Here is a 24,147-nt window from a genome sequence, read left to right as displayed (position 1 = left end):
GGCACGGCTCTCTACACACGATGTGTATAGTTTCTCCCGATCAATATTTATGGTTTTCTGATCCTTCAGTGGTCGCTACGGTTTCATCTATGAACTTCTGGTGGGTCAATCATAAGCAGACAGCGCGCCAAGAGATCGCAGGGGGATACCTGTGGTCGCCAAAGAAAATGAGTAACGGCGCCCGCAGCCAGTACTACGAATTCATGCGAGAGACCCGGCCGGGTGATGTCGTTGTATCCTTCGCTAATGCCAAAATTGGTCACTATGGCATCGTCACCGGCTTTCCGATCAGTGCTCCAAAACCTGATGAGTTTGGAAGCGCCGGCGAAAACTGGTCCAATGATGGCTGGCTCGTACCGGTTTCCTGGACAGCGGTAGGACAAGCTTTCAGACCCAAAGATAATATCGAACGCCTGAGGCCCCTTCTTCCCGAACGCTATGCGCCAATCCAAGCAACCGGCAACGGCAATCAGGCTGCCTATCTCACTAAGATCGATCAGAGTCTTCTCGAAGAGCTGATGCGCCTAGGCGCTTTCGATCCCGACCCTGCGGCCGAAGATCAGGGGATTGCCGATGATGAAACCATCATCGACGGCATCGAAGACAAGATACAGGCCAACATTGAGACAGATGCTGCGCTCGACCAGACTGAAATCGAGGCAATCGTCAAAGCTCGGAAAGGGCAGGGGGCCTTTCGGCGAAACGTTGAACGGATCGAGCCGCGGTGCCGCGTGACGGGTCTGGAAGACAAGCGACTCCTTATTGCCAGCCATATCAAGCCCTGGCGAGCCTGTGAGACCGCACAAGAACGTCTCGACGGTGCCAACGGGCTTCTACTAGCGCCGCATATCGATCGGCTCTTCGATATTGGGCTGATTTCTTTTGAGAAGAGGGGAGACGTCCACGTCTCTGGCACACTGGATGCCAAGACAAAGGATTGCCTTGGGCTATCTCGGGCGATCGGGGAGGGGGTTGGCGCTTTTTCAGGCGCCCAGGATGCATATCTGAGTTATCATCGAGACAGCGTTTTTCTGGCCTAAGAGCCCCAGTCGACACGCTGACCTGGCACGCCAGGCTAGATCATGTCCTGATGCTTTTCATGGACCCAGTTGAACGGAAATCCACTTGTTGTCTTGTCTAACTCTAGAGCTTCGCCGGCCGTCTCCGCTAAAGCGTAGCCCCACTGGCTAGGGTGGCGCTCTTCATCTCGACAGGCTTCAAGTTTCCATACACGCATGCCGGAAGTATGTGCGGTTTCGTTTAATGAAAGATGAGGGCGCTTTCCGCCGTACTGATAACCGCGGGCATCGAAATATACCTTGGCTACTTTCAACCTTACTGAAGAGTGCCCATATTCCCGTACAGCCAACGCGTGAAGGCTTTGGTTCTTTAGATCAGCTAGTTAAACGTAGAAATGGCATGCACGATATTGAATTTGTTAAAGAGCTCCTGGAATCCGATTATAGATCGCACAAGCCTAAGGAGTATCCGTACCCTGATTTAGAGCAGTTAATCGCTCGAACGGATTTCGATTTCCCCACCGGAGTTGTCGCAGGAGCGCAGGATAATGGTGCCTATAATCGCGACGAGATCGGCTATCAGTACTTCCCCGACAGCAACAAACGAATATTGGTTCACCGTTTCATTGTGGCGGTTGCGTTGGGCAAATGGCCGCCAAGAGATCTTGATGTTCACCACATCAACAACAAGCCAGATGACAACCGGCCTACGAATTTGGAACTAGTTACCCGTAGGGACAACAACGCTGTTCGTCGAGCTCCGCTCAAGAAGGTTGCCGACCTCACCAAAGCGAACAAGTGGGTGAGCGACATTCCGAAGGTAGAAAAACCAGCAAAGAAGAAGGGCGGGCCAAAGAAGCAAGTCAAACCCACTGCAGAGTCTCCCATAGAAGATTTTGCACGGGTTCCTAACGATGAAGACAGCACAGCCAGAAGCTCCTGGCTGGATGGGTCTTTCCAGCCGGGTTCGCTCGACACCTATTCGCCAAGGTCTGATGGAAGAAGAGTCCCGCCGATAGAAGAGGTCCTGAGAAAATACTACACGATCCCTGAGGGCACATCTTGGACAGGTAGCCGTAAAGGTAAGGACGACTGTTACTGGGAGGCGACTACCGGCATTTGGTACTACAGGAAGCCAACATAAAAGGGTTTATGCGCCTAAACGGTTTGTCAAATTCAGACCACACCACCAGACAGATGACTCTAGAAACCACAATATCTGCCTTCAACACCTCAAGAAACATCACTATGTTGGGATAGTTCAACAAGGTGATCTTAAAATGCCCTTCAATCTCTCATTTACTTCGCCAAACCCAATCTTCCAGAATTTTACGGTCGAGAATGGCAGTTTGACATTCCTGCTCGGAGCGAACGGAACGGGAAAATCGAGCCTTATGTTTCGGTTCGCATCTCAGAATGGCGTAAACGTTCGAAAAATCTCTGCGCATCGCCAGACTTGGATGAATTCAGATGCCTTAGACATGACGCCCCAAGGGAAAATTCAGACAGAAACAAACATTAAGAATGAGGATAAGCAACATACGGCTCGATATAGGGATCAGTTTGCTGCTCAAAGAGCAAGTATGACCGTTTATGAACTCATTGATGCGCAGAATATGAGGTTTCAAAAGATTGGTGAGGCCGTTGACAGCGGAAAAATGGACGAAGCGGCGCAAACGTCCAAAGAGACCGAGGCCCCACTTGCCGTTATCAACGAACTCTTAGGACTGTCAAATATTCCGATAACCATTTCGGTGGAGAAGAATCAAAAGATTGTGGCTAGTAAGAATGGTAGCCCGCCGTTCAGTGCAGCCCAGTTGTCTGATGGTGAGCGGAACGCGCTTTTGGTTGCTGGTGCGGTTCTCACTGCACCGCCAAACTCGCTTCTGCTTATTGATGAGCCTGAAAGGCATCTGCACCGATCAATTATCTCACCGCTTTTGCGATTGCTCTTTGAGCGCCGATCAGATTGCGCGTTTGTTGTCTCGACACATGATCATGATCTACCATTGGATAGTACAAGTTCCCAAACTGTTCTAATCCGTTCTTGTGACTACAACGGGCAGAACCCAACCTCATGGGAGGCCGATCTTCTAAGCGGTGATCTTAACGTGGATGAGATTTTACGTCGGGACTTATTAGGGGCAAGAAGACATATTCTGTTCGTCGAAGGCACAGAGAACAGCATCGACAAACCCCTGTACAGCATAATTTTTCCGATGGTCTCAGTGATACCCAAGGGCAATTGTCGAGAGGTAGAACAAGCAGTCGTCGGTCTAAATGCGGGTCATGAACTGCATTGGTTGCGAGCGTTTGGGATTGCTGACAGTGACGCACTCGATGAGCAGAAAATCGCTTCATTGAAGGACAAAGGGGTCTTCGCCGTTCCCTACTACTCGGTTGAAGCCATATATTTTCATCCCAAGGTGATTGAGTTTGTCTCCGAGCGGCGTGCTGTAGCTCTAGGAGGTAAAGCGCATGAGATGGTATCAGCGGCCATCCAAGCCGGTATCCAAGCTGTCCGATCGGATGCCGAGCGGCTTTGCAGAAAAGCGGCCAAAAAGGCTGTTCGAAAAGCGATAATGGAACAAATACCAAACGATGATGATATCCTAAATGGTGCGGCGATAGAAATTGAAGTCGACGCTCCAACAACCTTAGAGGAGCGCGTTGCAGCGGTTGAGAAAGCCGCAAACGACAATGACTGGGAGGCAATGCTTGGAGTTTGTTCCATTCGAGAATGCTCGGCGCAAAATGATATTGCTAATTCCTTGGGATTCAAGAGCGTGGAAGATTACCGGAAAGCGGTAAGGCATCTTTTAGCTAACGATGAGGATGCATTGCAGTTTGTGAGAAACCTCTTTCTTACGTTGTATCTCCAGATTACCAACTAGCTTGCCCTGCTCGGTTTCCCGAAGTTGGTGCATAATTCATAGTAAGCTTCCCATCTTGCCTATGCGTTTGAAATCAACAAGGTAGGATGGTTCGTAAGTCCGGTGCAGATCGATGGTCACGCGCTCAGAAATCAAGATTTTTGATCTTTTGTTGGTGTGTTCGCCGCACCGGGCACCAACCCGACTCGGGGTTCAGTCCGGCTCTGATACTTCTATGAGCGCCAGCCACACCCCGTCCTCGACTGGCTCCCCACTATCGATGACGAAGTCGCTATCCGCAAATAAGACTGCATTCACGCCGCCACTACATATGGCTGAGCCGTAGCGGATGCCATCCACCGAACCCTCAGGGAACGGATAATCCCGCAAAAATTCTGTCAGGATTTGAGTGGGGATATAGTCAACGTTTACTCGATTACTTTGCTCAACGGGCCTAGCAATTTCGGTGGCGAGCCTATGGAAAAAGGAAAGGCCGAGGCGTTCATCGCGAGAGGCATCCGAGAAAAAACCCGGCACTGGAGACAGTCCGGCCAAATCAAGGAGGCGAAGCGGGCGGACCAACTCAAAGCGTCCAATCACTGGCCTCTCCACACGGGCTTCCGCTATCGCCGTACTTTCGTCCTCTGCCCCGTAGAACATCGGGATACCTGGTGGATTCATACGGTTGGATTGAAGGCAAACGTGGGCAGGGGGAGGGCCGAGCGTATCGGCTGAAGGCTCGAAGGGTGGGTCTTCTTGACCGCGGACGCGATAGTATGAGGTTCCGACGTCAAACGTACTTACTAGGCCGAGTCGACCGATGAACTCTGCCACCTCCATGAGGAAAGCGCCTACAGACCTGTCGTCAGGATGCATATCTTCCCCGCCGTGAGCATGGAAGAAGAAGCGTCGCTGTCCGGTTGTAATCCTCCGGAAGTCGTTCCAAGAATGCAGCAAGCTGCTGTCGAGTTCGAGCGCAAGCCAGTCATACTCCGCCCAGGTCTCATCGCCTACCTCACTTACTAGGTCTCCAATGAGGGCGTCATAGCCGATCGTCTCGATTCCCAATCCGATCTCATCAAGTAGGAGATCGTAGGTGTCCCAGTGGGGGCCCTGGAAACCCCCTTCGCGGCCATCGTAGGGCAACTGATCGCCAGCTGTGCCGTAGAACGTTTTTATGCGGGTTCCAATGAACTCCGCGATCTCGTCAAGTCCAGCTGCATACTTCGTCTTTCGCTTGCAATATGAGCAGCGACCTTTTTCACCAATGGCGCGAATATGCTCGATGAGGTCATCGTCCGAGAAGCACTTCGGGCAAACGCGCTCGTCACGCATCGAGGTGATGGGAAAACACTCTGGATCTATATGCGACATGTTTTTCGCCTTTATTGATGAATCACGACCGCCAGATGGTTTGACAGCGAAAGATCGATCTCTTTCTATAGAGAGTGATGGCAAAAAAACACGTTGAGATTGAGGCAGCACCAACCTGAAGAAGTCGCGCTCACGCAATGTCGCTTAACACTATGGGTAATAGTGTTACATAGCACGCCACATTACAGGGCAGGAGCGGTGTGCTGATCACTGCTATTGTTGGGGATTATCGCACCGCTTAGGATTCACAGCGTAACACTATTCATGTATAGTGTTACATATGAGTGAAATGCGCCTCTACGACACCTTTGGCAACCGCCTCTATCTGAACGCTGATGAACGTGCGGCCTTCCTTGCCGCGGCGCGTCAGCGGCCAGCTCGGGATCGCACGCTTTGCGAGACATTGCATTTCACAGGGTGCCGTCCGTCCGAGCTGGTCGAGATTACACCTGCGCGGGTTGATCTCTCTGGAAACACCATCGCCATTCGGTCGCTCAAGAAGCGCAAAGAGGCGTCGGGCGCGGCGCGGGTGGTATTTCGGACAGTTCCCGTGCCTTCGGATTATCTCGACACGCTCAACACGGCACACGGCATCCGTGAGGCTCAGAAGTCGCCCAAGCGGGCAGGGGAACCAATCTGGCCCATCACCCGTGTTCAGGTCTGGCGGATCGTAAAGGGCGTGATGATTGAGGCCGGTGTCCCAGATGCGCCGCAGCGCACGCCGAAGGGGCTGCGACATGGCTATGGGATCAATGCCGTGGTGAAGGGCATTCCGCTGCACATGCTGCAAAAATGGCTGGGACACGCTCAGCTCACAACCACGACGATCTATGCCGATGCCGTGGGCAAAGAAGCGCAAGACATCGCGTCAAAGATGTGGGGGTAAGCGACATGCATCTGACGAAGATCGAGCCACAGTCCAATCAATACCGCTTCTACCAAATGGAGATCGTGCCCGGCCTCTTTGGCGATTGGGGCTTGATCCGCGAATGGGGCCGGATTGGTGGTGGCGGTCGTGTTCGGACAGATTGGTTCGTTAGCGAAGAAGACGCCAAAGACGCGCGGTTCGAGCTGCATATGCAGAAGGCAAAGCGGGGATATGAGTAGGGCAGGCAAAAGATGTTCACCAACTAGGATCGATTTGTCGTGAAAGTTGAAGGAGCCGACCTCAACTGAGGTCGGCTCCACATACACCGCTCTAGTGAAGGGCCATCACGATGTAGCAGATCGTGATAGCGTATTTTTACAATAATCATGCTTTTTGTGGCACGATTCCGTGAAACCTTGCGAAGTTTCAATCGGTTCAAAAATAACATAATGAACCCTATGCGCCGATTTTCGCCAGACACTGGGACTGACGGCCGTAAGCGTAAAAAACTACACATACTGCCGATTATACAACTGTTGAGACCGACAAGTAGGGCGGGAACCGGCCATTCGCTGCTTAGCCGCAGGGATTTTCAAATAACGCCTAAGCAGACCTTGGCCATCTCGGTCACATTTCATAGAGTTCTTCACGATGAGTTCGCGGTCATGACAGCCCAAAGCGAACGCATAGCGCAGGCAAGAAATTAGAGGCTAGTCACCAATGAAATTCTTAGATTTGCCTGAAGTTGATAAAGTCGCATTGATGCATGCTTTGCACAGGTGGGTATACCCACTGTACTTCATCACCGGCGTCGAAGACTATGAGCACCAATTTGTAGGCACGGCTTTCTTGTACGAATTCAGTGGCCGAAAGTTTTTTGTTTTCACCGAACATCAATACGAGATCGCAAAGGATTGCCAGAAATGTGTGTTCGTTCCGGATCGAACGGACGGGCTACTGGTCCTTCCTGAAGAGCATATCATCCGATTTCCAGAGCAGGATTTGGCCGTTTGCGAACTTCACGGCAATGAATGGCTACCGTCTCTAGAAGCAATTCCAACGTCGATAACGTCGGCGTTCAAAGTTCGAAAGAATAATTTCCTTTACGCAATCACCGGCTACCGACAGGTTCACAACAGGATAAATTATGAAGACAAGTTGATCATGCCAGACTTTGGTTCAGTAATAACTGCGCAAGTAGAGAAGGACCACCTGTCTCTAAAGCTCGACATTGCAAAGAACTACGCAGTAATTGGACGAAAAGAGTCTGCGCCTGAGCAAACTTCGATGGAGGCCAGAACACAGGGTCTGAGTGGCTCGCCAGTGTTTGGATTTCGTGTAGAATCTTACGACCTAGAAACTAGGAAAGGAAAGTTAGATTTGGAGTTTCTGGGAATTGTAACGCACGTTGCCGAGAACTTAGGTATTGTCTATGCAACTCATTCCATGGATTTTCTTGGCTGCCTAGACAGCGCCTACGGCATTTTCGACAAGTGTCGCGAGGCTGAAGCCAAGTAATCCACCAAAGATGCTAAAAGATTTGGAGTGAAACCTGAGACTTCTTGACCTTGCACCAGACAAACAAAGCGGGCTAATGCATGCTCTGCTACGGTTCGTATATCCGCTATATTGTCTGACTGGCGTCAAAGATTTCGACTATCATTTCATTGGAACTTGCTTCCCATTGGTTGCGGGTCATCGGATGTTTGTCATTTGCTCGAAGCATCAAATTGATATCGCTCAAGGTATGCCAATCTTGGTCGCGTCACCGAATGACACATCCAAGTTTTTCCGGATCGAAAGCAAGGATGTTGTTCATTTCCCTATGTACGATCTGGCTGCACTTGAAGTCACGTCAGAAGAGCAAGGGCTATTTTTCCAACATTCATTGTCGGTGGCGCAATTCGCAGATTTCCCTGAAGGCGTCGACGCGGAGTATGCGGCTCTAGGGTGTTTGACCGAACTAAATGCAATCGACCATGGCGATAAACAAATCCGGATTAGTAAGTCAGCCTTGATCACAAGAGCCGGCAACCTGTCCAAAAATACATATGAGTTTGATTTCTCTGATCTCTACATGTTGGTGTGCCAGGGAGAAAAAATGGGTCGGCTGACATCGTTCCATGAAAGAACCCAGGGATTGAGTGGTGCACCGGTGGTAGCATTCTCCATTGTAAAGGACGGAACAGAAAGAGGTGAGATAGAGCTTCAAATTATCGGGGTATCGACACATGTGGCGGAGAAAGAGTCGAGGTTGTACGCAACGCCATATTCACAATTGATGGCTGCTCTGCATTACTCGTTTGGAATTTTTGAAGCGCTTGTCGACGACAATGAGGGTGGCGAGCAAACGGCAGGTTAGCTAAGCCGCGATGCGGCATTGGGTATAGTCGATCAAAGGCGGCTTTGGGCCGTCCACTTCGACTCGGTCAAAACCGGAGCAGGACGAATCTCTGCACTGCCACATGACGGCAAAAAGCAGGGTCGTTCCAATGTTCAATCACTTACGCGGACGAATTCGGACTCGATGATACCGAAGTTCAGGACAGATGAAACGAACAGTGACTCATCGGTCGATCGGTCGCGGTCAATATAAAGATAGTGGCAGAGTTCGCGACCCTGATGGACCGAAAGAAGTCTGCGACAGACCTGATTGTCGGCGATCCGCCATGTTCCGGTCAAAGGTATCCCTTTCATCCAGGCGAAGTTCATTGAGATCGTACCGTCGGGCATCCGCACTTCCGAATAAGGTGCACCGAAGGGGCCAATCGTGTGCTTTTCTTCGAATTCGTCGGAATGCAGCTGAACGAGTTGTTCATGATCTATACGATCGCTTTCCCGTCCATTGGGAAAGTCGAACGGCCACTCCGGCAGGCCAGATCCCAGCATGGCCTCGGCATATGTCTGATAGACCGTCGGATCTTGATATATCTCGAACCATGGCTTCATCCAGTTCAGGTTCAGCCAAACATTGTTCACCAGAAACCGCTTTATATATGCCTGGGCGGCCTCGACGTTTCCTGCCTCATACTGTGCATCAGCCATGATCCTGAGATGTTGCTCCTTTGTCTCGTCCTCCGGGATACCGGACAGAAGCGCGAGCGCCTTGCTGCTGTCTCCGGCACGCAGATAGCTCCAGGCGAGATCACCTTTCTCGCCGGAGTTCAGCCGGGGCGACAGCCGTTCATACTCTTCGAAAGCCTCGATTGCCTTGTCGTAATCTCCCGTCGCGGTCAGGCTCAGGCCGTGGACGTAACGCAGGCCTGGGTCATCCGGATTGCTGAACACGGCGCTTCGCGCAAGCGACAGGGCGCGGTCGCGTTCGAGATGCTGGGTCAGCAACCGAACCTGCAAACCAATCGCCACCGGGTTCTTTGGATCATTCTTCAGAACCTCGTCGACGATGTCTGTTGCAATCCTAAGGGCATCCAGTGTGAAGCGAATGGTATTGAAACTGCCTTCCCAAATCTGGAAGTTGGCTTCCGCATATCCGAGCTTCGCTTCGACAAATGACGGATCAAGGGCGATCGCGCGCTCGTATTGAGTGAGTGCCTCGCTGATATCCGTGAAATCCTTGCTGTCGAGCAAACGTTCAGCTTTGGCAAATGCAAGATAGGCCTCAGGGCGGTACGTGGGCGCGGCTTCGAAGATGGCCCGTTCAACGGGATTTAGTTTGAGTTTCAGGGCGCCAGCTGCGCCCAGCTTGAGCGTGACCACCATGTCGAGAAACTGATCCCGATCTCCGGTCAGGGAGCGCTGCCAGAGCGTGCCGTCACCCGATGCCGCCGTATCTCGCAGACGCGCCTGAACTTCGATCTGACCCTCAGCCGTCTTCGCTGACCCATCGAGCACAAAGCGCAAGCCCAGGTTTTGCGAGACCTCGTCCAGCGGCACGTCAATGCCTTCGTAGGCCAGAGCCGTGTTGTAGGTGGAAATGGGCATATGGCGCTGTCGCTCGAAGGACAGAAACAGCATTTCGGTCGCCGCATCGGCAAGAACCTGATCGCTTCCATCTTCGGACTCGAAGGGCAGGATCAACAGGCCCGCCGTGTGTGGCGCGGTGTCCATGAACAGATCCCTGGCCGCAAATGCGCCGATGAAGGCTAGCAGACAGAAGACTGCAGCGATCATGGATGCCTGGCGCCCGATCCGCGGATGCGCCCTAAGGGTGACAATTTTTCCGGCATCCCCCGGATCGAGAAGAACGCTGTAGGCGTGCACGGGTTCGGACATGTTTTTAACCGTCAGTTTGCCCTTATCCGCGAACCCGAGGTTGATTTTACCTTTCACATTGCGGAAAACCGCTTCGGACACTAGGATGCCCCCCGGCTCGGCCAACCCTTCCAAGCGCGCAGCGACATTGACGCCTTCTCCGAAAATGTCATCGCCATCGACAAGAATGTCACCGATGTTGATTCCAACACGATAGACGATCCTGCGGTCGTCGCTGGCCTGGTGTTCCCATTCTGTTATTTCGCGCTGTATCCGGGCGGCCCATCGGACTGCGTTGACCGCGCTGTCGAACTCGATCAGGGCGCCGTCGCCGGTCGTCTTGACGACGCGCCCGCCGCAGTCCTCGACCGCGGGGCCGAGCAACTCTTCCTGGATTGCCTTTTGCAGCGCGAGCGTACCGGCTTCGTCGCGCTCCATGAGCCGGCTGTAGCCGACCATGTCTATGGCTACGATCGCCGCAAGTCTTCGGTTTCCGTTCAGCTCCGACATACCCATCCCACAGCAGGTCCGCAGTCGCGCACTCTTGCCCGAGTCATTGAACCACAGTTTCAGGGATGCGGTAAGTCTGGATTGCGAGGATTGGTCGTCCTGGCTTCTCTGACGACCGCTCTGTCCCGCTGGGTGCCTGCTCGAACAACCCTACTTCTCACACTTGCAGCGAATGGCTGCAATGCGGACTGCGACCGCGGCATTTAGGAGCCAGGCTGAGAGTCCGGTTTGGGCCGTGTCCAACGAAGATTCGACGCATCGAGGCTGGATTGACTTCTTGCTAATAGTGTCACGTCTTCTCCGGCAGAGAGACCAACTCACCTGCTGCTCTCCCGGCAGCCTGGAAGTAAGAGGTATCGCCGTGGATCAGAGCAAGGCTCATGCTGCCTTCAATCAAGACCATTACCTGTCTAGCGATTTCGCCATTTCTTTCCAGCCCATGATCATGAAGCAGTTCAGACAACCATTTCTCTGTCATTGTCTTGTGCGCGCTGGCTGCCAGACGTGCCGGGTGACCCGGACGATCGGCAAGCTCGGTAGAGATCCGTGTGAACCCTGACCCCATATAGTTGTCACCATCAGCCCAGTCCGTGAGTTGAAGGAACAGGTTCTCGATGACTTGGTTTAGGGGTGTTTCCCTTGGCCCCGCCCAGGCCTTGAACCGACCGAGGACATAATCGTGCTGTGCGTTTAGAACGTCTGCGACGATGTCATCCTTGCTCTTGAAATGGTAGTAGATGGTGCGCTTTGTGACACCGGTGGCCTCAGCGATCGCATCAACGCTGACCCTCGAAAACCCCTCTCGATAGAAAAGCCGATAGGCAGCGGCAAGAATCTTCTCTCGGGTGCCGGTCTGACTCAAATCTATCCTCCGTAGGTATACTCACTAGTGAAGTGACATAAGGATTGCAGCGTTTTAGCAGTCGGATCAACTCGATTGGGTTCAAATGAAGGATAGCCATTCAAGTGGAGGAAGTCGCAGAAATCCCAGAATCGCGGTTCAGATGGGTTGTCGCCATCTCCGCGGCCATGCTTCTGGCAGTGGCGATGGGAACCCTCGTGAATGGGATGTCTGCGTTTCTGGTGCCGCTCGAGGAAGCATTCGGTTGGCAAAGAGCAGAGACCTCGGCCATCAATTCCTTCGGGCTGATCGGCATTGCGCTCGGCGGCATTGCAATGGGGTTTCTTGCCGATAGGGTGGCGACCCGAACAGTCTGCCTCATTGGCGCTGGTGCAATGTGTGCAGCCCTAATGCTGTCCGCCCACGCCACTGCGCTATGGCAATTCTACGCCCTGTTTTTTGTTGCAGGCGCACTCGGTGGCGGGGCTTTCTTTGCTCCCGTTATTGCCTTGGTTGGCGGCTGGTTCCGACGCGGAGCCGGACTTGCGATAGGCATGGCGTCGGCGGGCCAAGCGGTAGGCCAGGGCCTCATACCGTTCGGCTCCGGATACCTTATAGAAACCGTGGGGTGGCAGAGCGCGCTGAGCTACCTCGGGATCATCTGCGCGGTTGTACTGGTGCCGTTGTCCTTCGTGATGATCGATCCGCCAGAAGGCAACGGGGGCGCCGCAGCCCAGGTTGAAAGTGGTTCGACGCTTTCGCCTCGTCTGGTTCTTCCCGCTTTGTCGATTGCAGTTTTGGGGTGCTGTGCAGGCATGGCCGTGCCGCTTATCCACCTTGTGCCTCTCATTCAGATCGTTTGCGGAGTTGGCGCTGAAGCCGGTGGTCCCTTACTTCTCATGCTCATAACGGCAATTGCGGGGCGCATATTCTTTGGACGGCTTGCCGACACGATTGGTCCGCTTCGGGCGTGGATGGTGGCCACGGCTTGGCAAACTGCGTTGATGCTTGGCTTCATGACGCTTGGAACATTGCAGGCGTTCTGGGTTTTCGTCGTACTCTACGGTTTTGGCTATGGGGGCGTGATGACTGGCGTATTGGTGTCTGTGCGTGCCCTCACGCCAGCATCCCGACGCGCCTCGGCGACCGGTATTGTGCTGGCTTTTGCTTGGCTCGGTCACGCGGCCGGCGGCTGGCAAGGCGGACTGACATTCGATGTATCAGGCGCGTACTTTTGGGCGTTTGCGAATGCTACAGTCTTCGGCGTCGTGAACCTCGTGATAATTGGTGCGATCTACGTAGCAACTCGTCGGCGATCTGAACTGCTGGCTTGACCTGCTTGAAACTAACCGTTGATTGGCAAGGTCGTTCGAAAACTCCCGTTTCGTGGACTGAGACTACACATTCGAACGCTCCGGGCGTGATTTTACCTTTTCCGCTAGCCTTCTATCACTCACCTGTTTTGCTTGTGCGGCGAAGGTCCGGTTCGGTGAAGCTGCAATGCGGCGTCGGGTTACCCGATGAATGGCTGGTAAGGGCCGAACACGTTGCTTATCAGTTTTTGTAGGTGGGGTCCGAGCTGCAGGAAACGTTTCTGCCGTCTTTGGTTTCGTTGAGTTAAACGGCGAGCGGGGGCGGTTCGCAACCAACCAGATGGGCAATGGCGCCGCGTTTTTCCCAAACTTGATCCAAGAATTTGAGGCTTACGTCTAGTTTGGCAATGTTGTCCGGCAGAACTTCGCAGAGCACCCGGTCATTCTAGTATCTGCAGACCCGCTAGAACCGCTCGACCCATGGGCGCACGGCAACCTCATTGGACCAGGCACTGCGGTCCTGTTCGATCAGGTGACGGTAGGTGCGGGCAATGGCGTCCGGCCGAAGCATGGAGCCCGGTTTTTCTTCGGGCTCTGTCCGACCGGGGTTGAGGATGGCCCCGTCGATATTGACCCAAGCAACGTGGATACCTTGAAGATGCAGTTCTCTCGCCATGCTTTCCGCAAGACCTCGTTGTGCGAACTTGCCCATGGCAAAAGGGGCCGAATGCGGGAAACCTTTGACGCCGGCGGAAGCGCCGGTGAACAGAATGGTGCCGCGTGTCCCGTCGATCGGCTCTGCGCTTAGCATGTGTTTGGCTGCATGTTTTCCTGTTAGGAATGCCCCGATTGCAGTCACCTCGACTGCGTTGCGCACGTCATCAACAGACAGGTCCGCAATTGGTCCGCGCACACGGGCTGACGGGTTGTAAATCACGACCCGTGGCGCAGCGGGAAGACCGTCGAACAATGCCGCCACAGCGTCTTCGTCCGTCGCATCCAGCTGCACCGCGCGGGCGGCGGTTTCGTCAGCCAGAGATCCCAGCGTGTCCGCGCTGCGTGCCGCGAGCGTTAAAGAGTGGTCTTCCGTGAGGTTGCGCGCCAAAGCTGCTGAAAGACCGTCGCCGACTCCGATGATGACAGCGTGCGGTTTTGTCATCGAATTTCCTCCTCAACATTCAGCACATGCTTGACCTCCGAATGCGCATGAAATAAGTCCTATCACGTTGAGCGGGCGTTGTGTAATGGTAAGACCCTTGCCTTCCAAGCAAGAGATGCGGGTTCGATTCCCGCCGCCCGCTCCAGAAATTTATTTCCTACATATTACCTACAAAATTTGCCGATCGGTTCCGACAAACTACTTACAAAATTGCATTTTCTGGATATTGGTACTTTGTCTTCCAAGCTGATGACGGGGGTTCGATTGCCGCCGCCCGCTCCATTTCATCTCTATTTTTTTAAATTTGTTACCGGTGCCAGTTCGGGGATGCGGCAGATCGTGCCGTTTAGCGGTATATCGGTCTCTTGACGACCAATCCGTTGCGGGTCATGACGTATTTCCAGACGAAAAGGATTACAGATGGCGCGGCCCACACCGAAAGGTCCCGGTGCACCGGGGCAGACAGAAGAGCGAGAAAAGTCAAAGCGTTTGGGCGCGCTAAAAGCGCTTTTTCCATTCATCTTGCCCTATCGCCGTCTCGCGCTGGGAGCTTTGACAGCGCTGGTTGCGACCGCAATCGTGTCTTTGACGCTGCCTTTGGCCGTACGCAGGGTTGTTGACAATTTCTATACCAAGGATGCCGCGACACTTGACCTTTACTTTGCGGCGGCACTGGCAATTGCCTTGCTGCTGGCATTGGGAACGGGCTTGCGCTATGCGCTGGTCACGCGATTGGGCGAACGTGTTGTGGCGGATATCCGGATGGCGGTTTTCGACCGTGTTATCGGGATGAGCCCTGCGTTCTACGAAAGGCTGATGACGGGTGAAGTGCTCAGCCGTATTACAACGGACACGACGCTCATTCTGTCTGTGATTGGTTCATCGGTTTCCATTGCACTGCGTAACCTTCTGATTTTTCTCGGAGGCCTGGTGCTTATGATGCTAACCTCGGCCAAACTGACAGGGCTGGTGTTGCTCATCGTTCCAGCAGTAATTGTGCCTATTCTTGTACTGGGCCGCCGACTGCGTGTACTGAGCCGCGAAAATCAGGATTGGATCGCTGCCTCGTCGGGCAACGCGTCAGAGGCGCTGAGCGCGGTGCAGACGGTTCAGGCGTTCACCCACGAGCGAGCGAGCCGGGGGAAATTCGCAGAGGTGACAGAGCTGTCATATAACGCGGCACGCCGGCGTGTCACAACACGTGCAGTGATGACCGTGATCGTTATTTTCCTCGTTTTTGCCGGGATCGTCGGTGTGCTGTGGGTTGGCGCGCGGGACGTGCGCGCGGGCGAAATGACCCAAGGGACGCTCGTGCAATTTGTAATTTACTCGGTACTGGTGGCTGGTGCAGTTGCGGCCTTGTCCGAGATTTGGGGCGAACTGCAACGGGCCGCTGGCGCGACCGAGCGGCTCGTCGAGCTTCTGGGTAGTAAAGACCCGGTGACGGATCCTGAAAACCCAAGGACCATGCCTGCCGAAATCACCGGACGTCTGACGTTTGAAGATGTGACATTCGCGTACCCGTCCCGACCTCAGATTGCGGCGCTGGATGTCGTTAACCTGACTATTGAGCCCGGCGAAACGGTTGCATTTGTTGGGCCTTCCGGGGCTGGAAAAACGACAATTATCCAATTGATCCTCAGGTTTTATGATCCACTGTCAGGGCGTATCCTGCTTGACGGCATTGATCTGGCCGAGCTGCGTCGTGATGCATTTCGCCAGGCCGTGGCGCTTGTGCCGCAAGACCCCGTCATCTTTGCCGCCTCCGCGCGTGACAACATCCGCTTTGGGCGTCCCGATGCAACGGACGCAGAAGTCGAAGCGGCGGCGCAGGCGGCCGCTGCGCATGACTTTATTGCCGCTCTGCCCGAGGGCTACGATGCCTACCTCGGTGAACGTGGTGTCATGTTGTCAGGCGGGCAAAAACAGCGGATCGCCATCGCGCGCGCGATCCTGCGTGACGCCCCCGTTCTACTGCTTGACGAGGCGACGAGTGCGCTGGATGCGGAAAGTGAACGTGCGGTCCAGCAGGCCGTCGATCAACTAAGCGAAGGACGAACGACCCTGATCGTCGCGCACCGGCTTGCTACCGTGAAAAAGGCGGATCGGATTGTCGTAATGGATCAGGGGCGCATCGTTGCGACCGGTCCACACGACCAGTTGGTGGCAGAGGACGGGCTTTATGCAAGGTTGGCCCGTCTGCAATTCACTGATGGTGTCGCAGCAGAATAGCTGCGTTACGCTGCGTCGCTAAGAAACACGCCACGTCACATCTCTTGCGCTGCTGGGCAAATACCCGCATCCTTTGCGCCACGCAAAAGAAGCGCCGTGGAACGCGGTGAATTCTGGGAGGAAATTAAGATGACTTTTGCCGGGATTGAAGACCGCAACGCTATTCAGGCAGAGATGCCTTGGGAAGGCCGTGACTTGCCAACCACGCTTTATGGAATGTTGAGCCAAACGGCGACAAAGTTCCCAAACCATAATGCCGTTAGCTATCAGATTTTCTCAGGCCCGACAGATAAAGCCGAAACCCTGACTTGGTCTCAACTCAAGGACAAGGTCACGCAATCGGCAAACCTGTTCAGGTCCTTGGGGATCGGCGAGAAAGATGTGGTCGCCTATATTCTGCCAAACGCGAACGAGACCGTTCTAACCTTGTTGGGCGGGGCCGTCGCGGGGATCGCAAACCCGATCAATCCTCTGTTGGACGCCGAGCAGATTGGCGCAATCCTGCGCGAAACGGGTGCGAAAGTCGTCGTGACGCTGCGGCCGTTTCCAAAGACCGACGTTGCGGAAAAAACAGCCGAAGCGGTGGCACTGGCGCCAAATGTAGAAACAGTGCTGGAAGTAGATTTACTGCGCTACCTGACGCCACCAAAATCATGGATTGTACCGCTGATCCGGCCCAAGCTGAAGGCGCAAAATCAGGCCAAATACATGAATTTCATGACGGAAGTCGCCAAGCAGCCAAAGACGTTGTCCTTTGAGGACAGCACAGAAGACCGCGTTGCATGCTATTTCCATACTGGCGGTACAACCGGTATGCCAAAGGTCGCGCAGCACAGGTATTCCGGCATGATTTACAATGGCTGGCTGGGTACCAAACTGCTCTTTACCGAAGAAGATAACATCATTTGCCCTTTGCCTCTGTTCCACGTGTTTGCTTGCCACGTCATCCTGATGGCTGCAGTGACATCCGGTGCGCATGTCGTGTTTCCGACACCTCAAGGTTATCGGGGCGAGGGCGTTATGGACAACTTCTGGAAGCTCGTCGAACGCTGGAAGATCACGTTTATCATTACCGTGCCGACCGCCATCTCGGCCAAGATGCAACGCCCCATTGATGCGGATGTAAGCTCTGTCAAAACGGCATTCTCTGGCTCTGCGCCGTTACCGCTGGAATTGTTCCGCCGGTTTGAAAAGGCAACCGGTGTTACACTTGTGGAAGGGTATGGTCTGACCGAAGCGACATGCCTCGTTTCCTGCAACCCGACAGATGGTGAAAAGAAGGTCGGCAGTATCGGCATTCCTTTCCCTTACTGCGATGTGAAAATTTTCAAAACGACACCCGATGGGCCTGTTGAAGCGGGCGTGGACGAGGTCGGTGAGATTTGCGTCTCGAACCCGGGTGTTTATGTCGGCAAAACCTACACCGAAGTAGATAAGAACGTGGATCTTTACTACGGGAACCACCTGCGAACGGGGGATCTTGGTCGCGTGGATGATGACGGTTATTTGTGGATTACCGGTCGCGCCAAAGATCTGATTATCCGCGGCGGCCACAATATCGACCCCGCAGAAATCGAAGAAGCGCTTCTGCATCATGAAGCGGTGGCCTTTGCCGGTGCGATTGGCCAGCCCGATGCTCATTCAGGCGAGGTGCCATGCGCGTTCGTCGAACTCGTCGAAGGCGCTTCTGTCACCGAAGAGGAACTGCTTACCTTCTGCAAAGAGCGCGTGCATGAACGTGCAGCACAGCCGAAACATATGAAGATCATGCAAGAACTGCCCAAAACAGCCGTTGGCAAGATATTCAAACCGGACCTTCGAAAAGATGCCATTACCCGCATTTACAACGAAGCCTTGGAAAAAGCCGGTCTGTCCGCGCGGGTGGTATCAGTCATTGACGACAAAAAACGCGGTCTCGTGGCGCAGGTCGATGCCAATGGCACAAGCGAGGAACACATTGGCAATGTGCTCGGCGATTTTGTGCGCCCATGGGAGTTAGTGAATTCTGCTGTCGCAGCGGAATAGGCCGGTCCGTTATTTCAGAAAGCTTGGCGCTCTCATTGTTTCAGCAACAGGGGCGCCAAGTCGTTTCAGGATAGTGGGCGCAATCTGTAGCTGGTCGATGATGGTGTCTGCTTTGGGCCCGTCTGCTTCACCAAAGTAGTAAAGTGCAGTTTCCTGCTGCAGCGGGTCGCGCCCGCCGTGATGACCGCGTGCATCTTGGCCATGATCGGCTGTGACAATCAGTTCATATCCCATGTCGCGCCAGCGTTTGATAAACGGCGCAAGCATTGCATCCATCACTGCACAGGCATCGTCCATTTCCTGACAGTCGTGGAAAAACCTGTGCCCCATACTGTCGAGTGTGCAGCTGTGGTAAAGCCCGTAGGTCAGGTCAAACCGCTCCGCCAGCATGGTCAATGTAGCGAAGAGATCAGCATCTGACGGCGTCATCTGGTTAATCAGCCCATAGCCGGTCATCGTATGAAAGCGGCCATGATTGATCGTTGCGTTCTCAGGTTCGTCAAATTCAAGGTCGCGTACCGGATCGAAGGGGGCGCGGTTAAAAAATTCGGACCAGAATGAATGGGCGACCGCGCCCGTGATACCCCCGACGCTGCGAACTTGCGAAAAGATGTCGTTTTGTGTCAGCCGCCTGACATCGTGGTTTCCGGTGCAGCCGTGCGACGTTGGTGGCACCCCCGTGTGCAATGACGCGTAACAGGATGCTGAGATTGATGGCAGAACCGACACATGTTTCCAAACACGCGCGTCACCGCTCTCGACCCATGCCTCGAGGTTCCCAAAGAGACGCCGAAAATTTCCGTAAGGTACGCCGTCTATAATTACCAATAGCAGTTTACCCGCCATCTCGCGCTCCTCGGACACTGTTCGAATACAACACCTCAGCGCGGATCAGGATGCAACGGTTTTCAACGGACGCTTATCCGCTGCGCTGCTCGATTCGGGCGTTTTGACTGGACAGCAATTGATGTGTTTGCATCTTTGCGAGTTCGGCAAGACGCCGAAGCATTTTGGGTGATGGTTTCCGGATCACAGCATTTTGCGCGCGCAGGAACGCCGCTTCGAAACGAATTGAAAGGCTTTCCAACTGGTACATATCGGTTTCCGTCAGGGATTTTGACGAGCGGCTCACACCGTTTCGCACGCCACGCCATGTGGCGTCCAAAGCGGAGATGAGCGGCAAATGCGGACGCATTCCCCGGGCCGGGGTGAATTCGGACTGGCAGATCATCAACAGCGGCTCACCACAACCGACGGGCAGGGGGCGTACGCTCATCAGATTGAAGAACAATGCGTCATTGCGGCGGTAGTTGATGAGCGCAAAAGAGATATCTTCGTTTTGTTGAACGGCCAGAGAGATTTCATCTTCCAAGGTTTGTTCAGTGAGTGTTCCCTTGAGAAAAAGACTACTTTTGCCGATGACTTCGTCAGAACACCATCCGGTCATCTCGCCAAAATGAGAGTTGGCAAAGACTATTGGCAAATTCGGTCTGGATACCGTCGCGAGGCACACCGCGACCTGCATGTCGTCACATTTCTCACTCAAAATGGGTGAAACGACCCGATCTGCCGCAGCGGAAAGATCATACGGTATCTCTGTCGCCTCTAACCCTTTGCAGGATGGGTCATCTTTCTTTGGATAATGCGCCTCGTCATGACGAGAACATGAAGGTCCGTCAACATGTCTCATTCGGTGAATTGTCCTTCAATGGTCCAGAGTGCGCGACCATCGTGAGAAGGTGATCGTACGACCAAGAAACTGAAAAGGCGTAAAAAAAGAATTAATTTTGACCGAACCCGTGGGGTAAAATCCTGGCGTGAGATTTTGCGGCTTATTCGTTGTGGTGCCTTGGGTGCAATTTCATAGGGAGGTGGTGGACTTCTGTGCAGCCGATCGTTTCGTGCCCATGCCGCTGAACATGATGCCGGAGCGCGGGGCCAACTGTCGCGCAAGTGCATGGCCGACAACGCCCTAGGTACCTTTTTGCAAAGACAGACCCGCCGCGTACTTGCCGGTTTTTGACCAATGCGGTGTCGTCTATCTGGTCGCTGATTGCATTAGATCACGGGGCGCGGCTTTAGCTGTCCGATAAGGCGCGCCACATGTCGCGCTCTTGTCGCTTGACCGCTTGAGCAGACATTTTGATTGGCGCCGGGAACGCGTGGGGCTGCGCAACCGGTGCCGGTTTTCAGGGGATTCAAAACGGTAATCTGAAGCGCGCGGCTAATTGCCGGCACTTTCCATTTTTCTATTCTCGAGCACGTCCTCCAACCAGCCGAGCCGCATGTCGGGAACCGAACTCAGCAACAGGTCGGTGTAGTCGTCAAACGGCGGGCTGAGAACCTGGCTTTTTGGCCCATAGCGAACGACCTCGCCTTGATACATCACGGCGATACTGTCAGAGATCGCCCGAACCGTTGCAAGATCGTGGGTGATAAAGAGGTAGGCGACATCTTCTATCTTTTGCAGTTCAAGCAAGAGTTTGAGAATCCCGTCAGCGACCAACGGGTCAAGCGCTGAGGTTACTTCATCACAGATGATCATTTTGGGTTTGGCCGCCAAAGCCCGCGCAATACAGACCCTTTGTTTTTGACCGCCTGAGAGTTCCGCCGGGTACCGGTCCTGAAACCCGGTACCAAGTTCGATTTCGTCAAGTAATTCTTGAATTCGCTTCTGCTTTTCCGCCCCTTTTAGCCCGAAATAGAACTCAAGCGGCCGTCCGATGATGGTGCCCACAGTTTGTCGCGGATTCATCGCGGTATCTGCCATCTGGTAGATCATTTGCAATTCGCGCAGGTCTTCCAGCGGGCGGGTCGCAAGGTCGGGCGTCAGTTGGCGCCCATCGAATGTGATTTTCCCCTGCGAGGGCGGCAACAGGCCTGTGATCACACGGGCGAGTGTGGATTTTCCCGATCCGGATTCCCCGACCACCGCGAGTGTCTGGCCGGGGTGTAGTTCAACATTGATGTTTTTTAGGACATCGAAGTTGGTGCCCTTGTAGCGCGCTGTAACGCCCTCGACCTTGAGCACAGGATCGGGTGTGGGCTGCTTTTCTTCATGCTCAATGGAGCGGACAGAAACCAGCGCCTTTGTGTAGTCTTCACGTGGTGCGTTGATGATCTGATCCACTGTGCCGTATTCAACCATTTCGCCCATTCGAAGCACCATGATGTGGTCAGATACCTGAGCGACCACGGCAAGATCGTGAGTGATGTAAAGCGCCGCGACACCAGTATCTTGGATCGCCTCTTTGATCGCGGCGAGCACGTCAATCTGAGTTGTGACATCCAAAGCTGTTGTTGGTTCGTCAAATACCACCAGATCCGGCTCCGGGCAAAGCGCAAGCGCGGTCATGCAGCGTTGCAGTTGTCCGCCGGACACCTGGTGGGGATAGCGTTGACCAATGTTTTCCGGATCTGGCAATCCCAGTTTAGTGAAAAGCGTGACGGCCCGTTCTTCGGCCTCTTTCCGAGAAAACTTGTTCTGCAGAATAGCGGCCTCTGTTACCTGCTCCATGATCTTCTTGGCTGGGTTGAAAGAGGCGGCGGCCGATTGGCTTACATAGGTTACCTCAGCGCCACGCAACCGGCGGATATCGCGGATGCCGGATTTCAGGATATCGCGGCCATTCACTTCGACCGAGCCGCTGGTGATTTCCACGCCGCCTCGGCCATAGGCCATGGAGGCAAGACCTATGGTGGACTTTCCTGCACCGGATTCGCCAATAAGTCCGAGAACCTTGCCGGGTTCGAGATCAAAGTCTACGCCGTGGACGATCTCTATCTTGCGGGATTTCTCACCGGGTGGATATATCGTCGCGCCAATTTTCAATCCACGGACTTTGAGCAGCGGAGAAGTCATAACGTCGTACCTGCAGAGTTGGCGGTTGGTCTGTTTGGCTGCGCCAAAGGCGCCCACCCGCCAACCCGGTCAGTGGTTTCCGGTGCGTGGATCATCCCCGGCCTCCTTTCAGGCTGGTGGTGCGGTTCAGTACCCAGTCGGCGACGAGGTTGATGGAAATGCACAACACAGCGATTGCGTAGGCAGGATAGAGTGCCGCGGCGATGCCGTAATTGATGCCTTCCTTGTTCTCTTTCACAATGCCTCCCCAATCCGCTTGTGGGGGCTGAACGCCTAAACCCAGAAATGACAGGGTGGATACGAAGAGTACCGCGAAGATAAAGCGCAGGCCCATTTCTGCCACCAAAGGCGACAGCGCATTCGGCAAGGTTTCGCGAAAGATGATCCAGCCGATTTTTTCACCACGTAGTCGTGCGGCTTCGACGTAGTCCATCACGGTAATGTCCACCGCCACGGCACGCGCCAGTCGGTAGACGCGAGTGCTGTCCAAAAGTCCCATGAGTACGATCAGGATCGTGATTGTGGTCGGCATGACCGACAAAACCACCAAAGCGAAGATGAGGGACGGGATCGACATGATCAGGTCGACAAAGCGGCTGATCAACTGGTCGATCCAACCGCCGGAAACGGCGGCGAAAAACCCTAGCACCGATCCTGTGATGAAGCTGAGTGCGGTTGCTGCGGTTGCGATGAAGATAGTGGTTTGTCCGCCGTAGATCATTCGGCTCAGCAGGTCGCGGCCGATACTGTCGGTTCCAAGCAGGAACTGGTCTGACGGCGGTTCCCAGACATCCCCGACGACTTCGGCCATACCGTAAGGGGCAATCAGAGGCGCAAATATCGCCATCAGGAAGAACAGGCCCGTAAAGAAAAGCCCAATCAGGGCAGCCAGTGGTATTCTCATTTCGGGTGCCTCAATCTTGGGTTGGCAAGGATCGACACGATATCGGCGATGAGGTTGAGACCGATATACACCGCGGCGAAGATAAGGCCGCAGGCCTGCACCACGGGGATGTCCCGTTTTGCCACGTGATCCACGAGGTATTGCCCCATGCCCGGGTAGGCAAAGACCACCTCGACCACGACGACACCTACAACGAGGTAGGCCAGGTTGATCATGACCACATTGACAATGGGAGCGATCGCATTCGGAAAGGCGTGCTTGCGGATGATCTTCAACATCGGCATGCCTTTGAGTTCGGCCGTTTCGATATAAGCCGATTGCATCACATTGAGGATCGCCGCGCGTGTCATCCGCATCATGTGAGCGAGTACCACGAGCGTCAGAACCATCACAGGAATCGCGATGGCGTTGAGCTTTTGTCCTAATGTCATGCTGTCATTGACGATCGCCACCGAAGAGAACCAGCCCATCTGGATCGAAATCCAGTAGATCAAAACGTAGCCAATCATGAATTCAGGGATCGAGATCGTTGTGAGCGTCACGCCGGATATCAGCTTGTCGGGCCAGCGGTCCTTGTAGCGCACGGCCAACAGACCCAGAAAAATCGCCAGCGGAACCGAGATAACGGCGGCCCAGAAGGCGAGGAAAAGCGTGTTGGAGAGGCGCTCCCCGAGGCTTTCTGCGATGTCGCGGCCGTTTGTCAGCGCGGTTCCAAGATCCCCCTGAAGGATCCCGCCGAGCCATGAGAAATAGCGCGTCAATGCAGGTTCATTCAGGCCAAGTTCGCGCCTAAGATTTTCAAGCGCCTCCGGCGTGGCTGACTGCCCGAGGATTTGTTGCGCGACGTCTCCCGGAAGGATGGACGTGCCCGCAAAAATCAAAGCCGACGCCGCGACCAGCAAAAGAAAGCTCAGCGCGAGGCGCTGAGCTACGAGTTTCAGTATCGGGTGCATCT

General features: G+C 54.1%; 20 protein-coding genes and 1 tRNA gene. 11 read left to right on the top strand and 10 right to left on the bottom strand.

Annotated features, from left to right (window positions below):
* The first annotated feature begins 89 nt into the window (after positions 1 to 89).
* Positions 90 to 1,040, top strand: a complete 951-nt coding sequence (locus tag AC2D8V_RS10680; RefSeq protein WP_484733508.1) for an HNH endonuclease — start codon at positions 90 to 92, stop codon at positions 1,038 to 1,040.
* Between the two features lie 35 nt (positions 1,041 to 1,075).
* Here the strand turns inward: AC2D8V_RS10680 and AC2D8V_RS10675 are convergent, their stop codons facing one another.
* On the bottom strand, positions 1,076 to 1,333 hold the full coding sequence (locus AC2D8V_RS10675) for a hypothetical protein (RefSeq protein ID WP_484733507.1): 258 nt from the start codon (positions 1,331 to 1,333) through the stop codon (positions 1,076 to 1,078).
* 86 nt (positions 1,334 to 1,419) lie between these two features.
* Here AC2D8V_RS10675 and AC2D8V_RS10670 point away from each other — a divergent pair, with 86 nt between their 5' ends.
* The gene (locus AC2D8V_RS10670) at positions 1,420 to 2,163 is read left to right on the top strand and encodes an HNH endonuclease signature motif containing protein (RefSeq protein ID WP_484733506.1); all 744 of its coding nucleotides are present in this window, start codon (positions 1,420 to 1,422) and stop codon (positions 2,161 to 2,163) included.
* Positions 2,164 to 2,299: 136 nt separating this feature from the next.
* The gene (locus AC2D8V_RS10665; protein WP_484733505.1) at positions 2,300 to 3,913 is read left to right on the top strand and encodes an AAA family ATPase; all 1,614 of its coding nucleotides are present in this window, start codon (positions 2,300 to 2,302) and stop codon (positions 3,911 to 3,913) included.
* A gap of 192 nt (positions 3,914 to 4,105) precedes the next feature.
* Here AC2D8V_RS10665 and AC2D8V_RS10660 read toward each other — a convergent pair whose 3' ends face one another.
* Positions 4,106 to 5,266 (bottom strand): HEPN-associated N-terminal domain-containing protein, encoded by a 1,161-nt coding sequence (locus AC2D8V_RS10660; RefSeq protein WP_484733504.1) that lies wholly within the window; start codon positions 5,264 to 5,266, stop codon positions 4,106 to 4,108.
* Positions 5,267 to 5,546: 280 nt separating this feature from the next.
* Between AC2D8V_RS10660 and AC2D8V_RS10655 the strand changes: the two genes are divergently transcribed.
* The 4 genes from AC2D8V_RS10655 to AC2D8V_RS10640 all read left to right on the top strand — a co-directional run bounded on the left by AC2D8V_RS10655 (position 5,547) and on the right by AC2D8V_RS10640 (position 8,496).
* A complete protein-coding gene (locus AC2D8V_RS10655) occupies positions 5,547 to 6,152 on the top strand; it encodes a tyrosine-type recombinase/integrase (RefSeq protein ID WP_484733503.1) in 606 nt (201 codons plus the stop codon).
* A gap of 5 nt (positions 6,153 to 6,157) precedes the next feature.
* Positions 6,158 to 6,373, top strand: a complete 216-nt coding sequence (locus AC2D8V_RS10650; RefSeq protein ID WP_484733502.1) for a WGR domain-containing protein — start codon at positions 6,158 to 6,160, stop codon at positions 6,371 to 6,373.
* Positions 6,374 to 6,854: 481 nt separating this feature from the next.
* On the top strand, positions 6,855 to 7,652 hold the full coding sequence (locus AC2D8V_RS10645; protein ID WP_484733501.1) for a hypothetical protein: 798 nt from the start codon (positions 6,855 to 6,857) through the stop codon (positions 7,650 to 7,652).
* A gap of 76 nt (positions 7,653 to 7,728) precedes the next feature.
* The gene (locus tag AC2D8V_RS10640; RefSeq protein ID WP_484733500.1) at positions 7,729 to 8,496 is read left to right on the top strand and encodes a hypothetical protein; all 768 of its coding nucleotides are present in this window, start codon (positions 7,729 to 7,731) and stop codon (positions 8,494 to 8,496) included.
* Positions 8,497 to 8,630: 134 nt separating this feature from the next.
* Here AC2D8V_RS10640 and AC2D8V_RS10635 read toward each other — a convergent pair whose 3' ends face one another.
* Both AC2D8V_RS10635 and AC2D8V_RS10630 read right to left on the bottom strand, forming a co-directional pair.
* A complete protein-coding gene (locus AC2D8V_RS10635) occupies positions 8,631 to 10,856 on the bottom strand; it encodes a tetratricopeptide repeat protein (RefSeq protein WP_484733499.1) in 2,226 nt (741 codons plus the stop codon).
* Positions 10,857 to 11,145: 289 nt separating this feature from the next.
* The gene (locus AC2D8V_RS10630; RefSeq protein WP_484733498.1) at positions 11,146 to 11,718 is read right to left on the bottom strand and encodes a TetR/AcrR family transcriptional regulator; all 573 of its coding nucleotides are present in this window, start codon (positions 11,716 to 11,718) and stop codon (positions 11,146 to 11,148) included.
* A 104-nt stretch (positions 11,719 to 11,822) separates the two neighbouring features.
* Here AC2D8V_RS10630 and AC2D8V_RS10625 point away from each other — a divergent pair, with 104 nt between their 5' ends.
* On the top strand, positions 11,823 to 13,031 hold the full coding sequence (locus AC2D8V_RS10625; protein WP_484733497.1) for an MFS transporter: 1,209 nt from the start codon (positions 11,823 to 11,825) through the stop codon (positions 13,029 to 13,031).
* A 442-nt stretch (positions 13,032 to 13,473) separates the two neighbouring features.
* Here the strand turns inward: AC2D8V_RS10625 and AC2D8V_RS10620 are convergent, their stop codons facing one another.
* Positions 13,474 to 14,169: an SDR family NAD(P)-dependent oxidoreductase gene (locus tag AC2D8V_RS10620; RefSeq protein WP_484733496.1), complete on the bottom strand. Its 696-nt coding sequence runs from the start codon at positions 14,167 to 14,169 to the stop codon at positions 13,474 to 13,476.
* Between the two features lie 71 nt (positions 14,170 to 14,240).
* Here AC2D8V_RS10620 and AC2D8V_RS10615 point away from each other — a divergent pair.
* From AC2D8V_RS10615 to AC2D8V_RS10605, 3 genes are all read left to right on the top strand, one after another.
* Positions 14,241 to 14,314 (top strand) — tRNA-Gly (locus AC2D8V_RS10615).
* Positions 14,315 to 14,589: 275 nt separating this feature from the next.
* A complete protein-coding gene (locus tag AC2D8V_RS10610; RefSeq protein WP_484733495.1) occupies positions 14,590 to 16,401 on the top strand; it encodes an ABC transporter transmembrane domain-containing protein in 1,812 nt (603 codons plus the stop codon).
* A gap of 129 nt (positions 16,402 to 16,530) precedes the next feature.
* Positions 16,531 to 18,426, top strand: coding sequence for an acyl-CoA synthetase (locus AC2D8V_RS10605; RefSeq protein ID WP_484733897.1), 1,896 nt, complete (start codon positions 16,531 to 16,533; stop codon positions 18,424 to 18,426).
* Between the two features lie 9 nt (positions 18,427 to 18,435).
* Here AC2D8V_RS10605 and AC2D8V_RS10600 read toward each other — a convergent pair whose 3' ends face one another.
* The 5 genes from AC2D8V_RS10600 to AC2D8V_RS10580 form a co-directional block, all read right to left on the bottom strand.
* Positions 18,436 to 19,272, bottom strand: coding sequence for an alkaline phosphatase family protein (locus AC2D8V_RS10600; protein WP_484733494.1), 837 nt, complete (start codon positions 19,270 to 19,272; stop codon positions 18,436 to 18,438).
* Between the two features lie 73 nt (positions 19,273 to 19,345).
* Positions 19,346 to 20,116, bottom strand: coding sequence for a PAS domain-containing protein (locus AC2D8V_RS10595; RefSeq protein ID WP_484733493.1), 771 nt, complete (start codon positions 20,114 to 20,116; stop codon positions 19,346 to 19,348).
* 534 nt (positions 20,117 to 20,650) lie between these two features.
* The gene (locus AC2D8V_RS10590) at positions 20,651 to 22,288 is read right to left on the bottom strand and encodes an ABC transporter ATP-binding protein (protein WP_484733492.1); all 1,638 of its coding nucleotides are present in this window, start codon (positions 22,286 to 22,288) and stop codon (positions 20,651 to 20,653) included.
* A gap of 91 nt (positions 22,289 to 22,379) precedes the next feature.
* Positions 22,380 to 23,192 (bottom strand): ABC transporter permease, encoded by an 813-nt coding sequence (locus AC2D8V_RS10585; protein ID WP_484733491.1) that lies wholly within the window; start codon positions 23,190 to 23,192, stop codon positions 22,380 to 22,382.
* Positions 23,189 to 24,145, bottom strand: coding sequence for an ABC transporter permease (locus AC2D8V_RS10580; RefSeq protein ID WP_484733490.1), 957 nt, complete (start codon positions 24,143 to 24,145; stop codon positions 23,189 to 23,191). The genes AC2D8V_RS10585 and AC2D8V_RS10580 overlap by 4 nt, the downstream gene beginning before the upstream one ends.
* Between the last annotated feature and the right edge of the window lie 2 nt (positions 24,146 to 24,147).

Source organism: Roseobacter sp. YIN89 (assembly GCF_057219365.1).
This window is presented reverse-complemented; position numbering and strand designations above follow the sequence as displayed.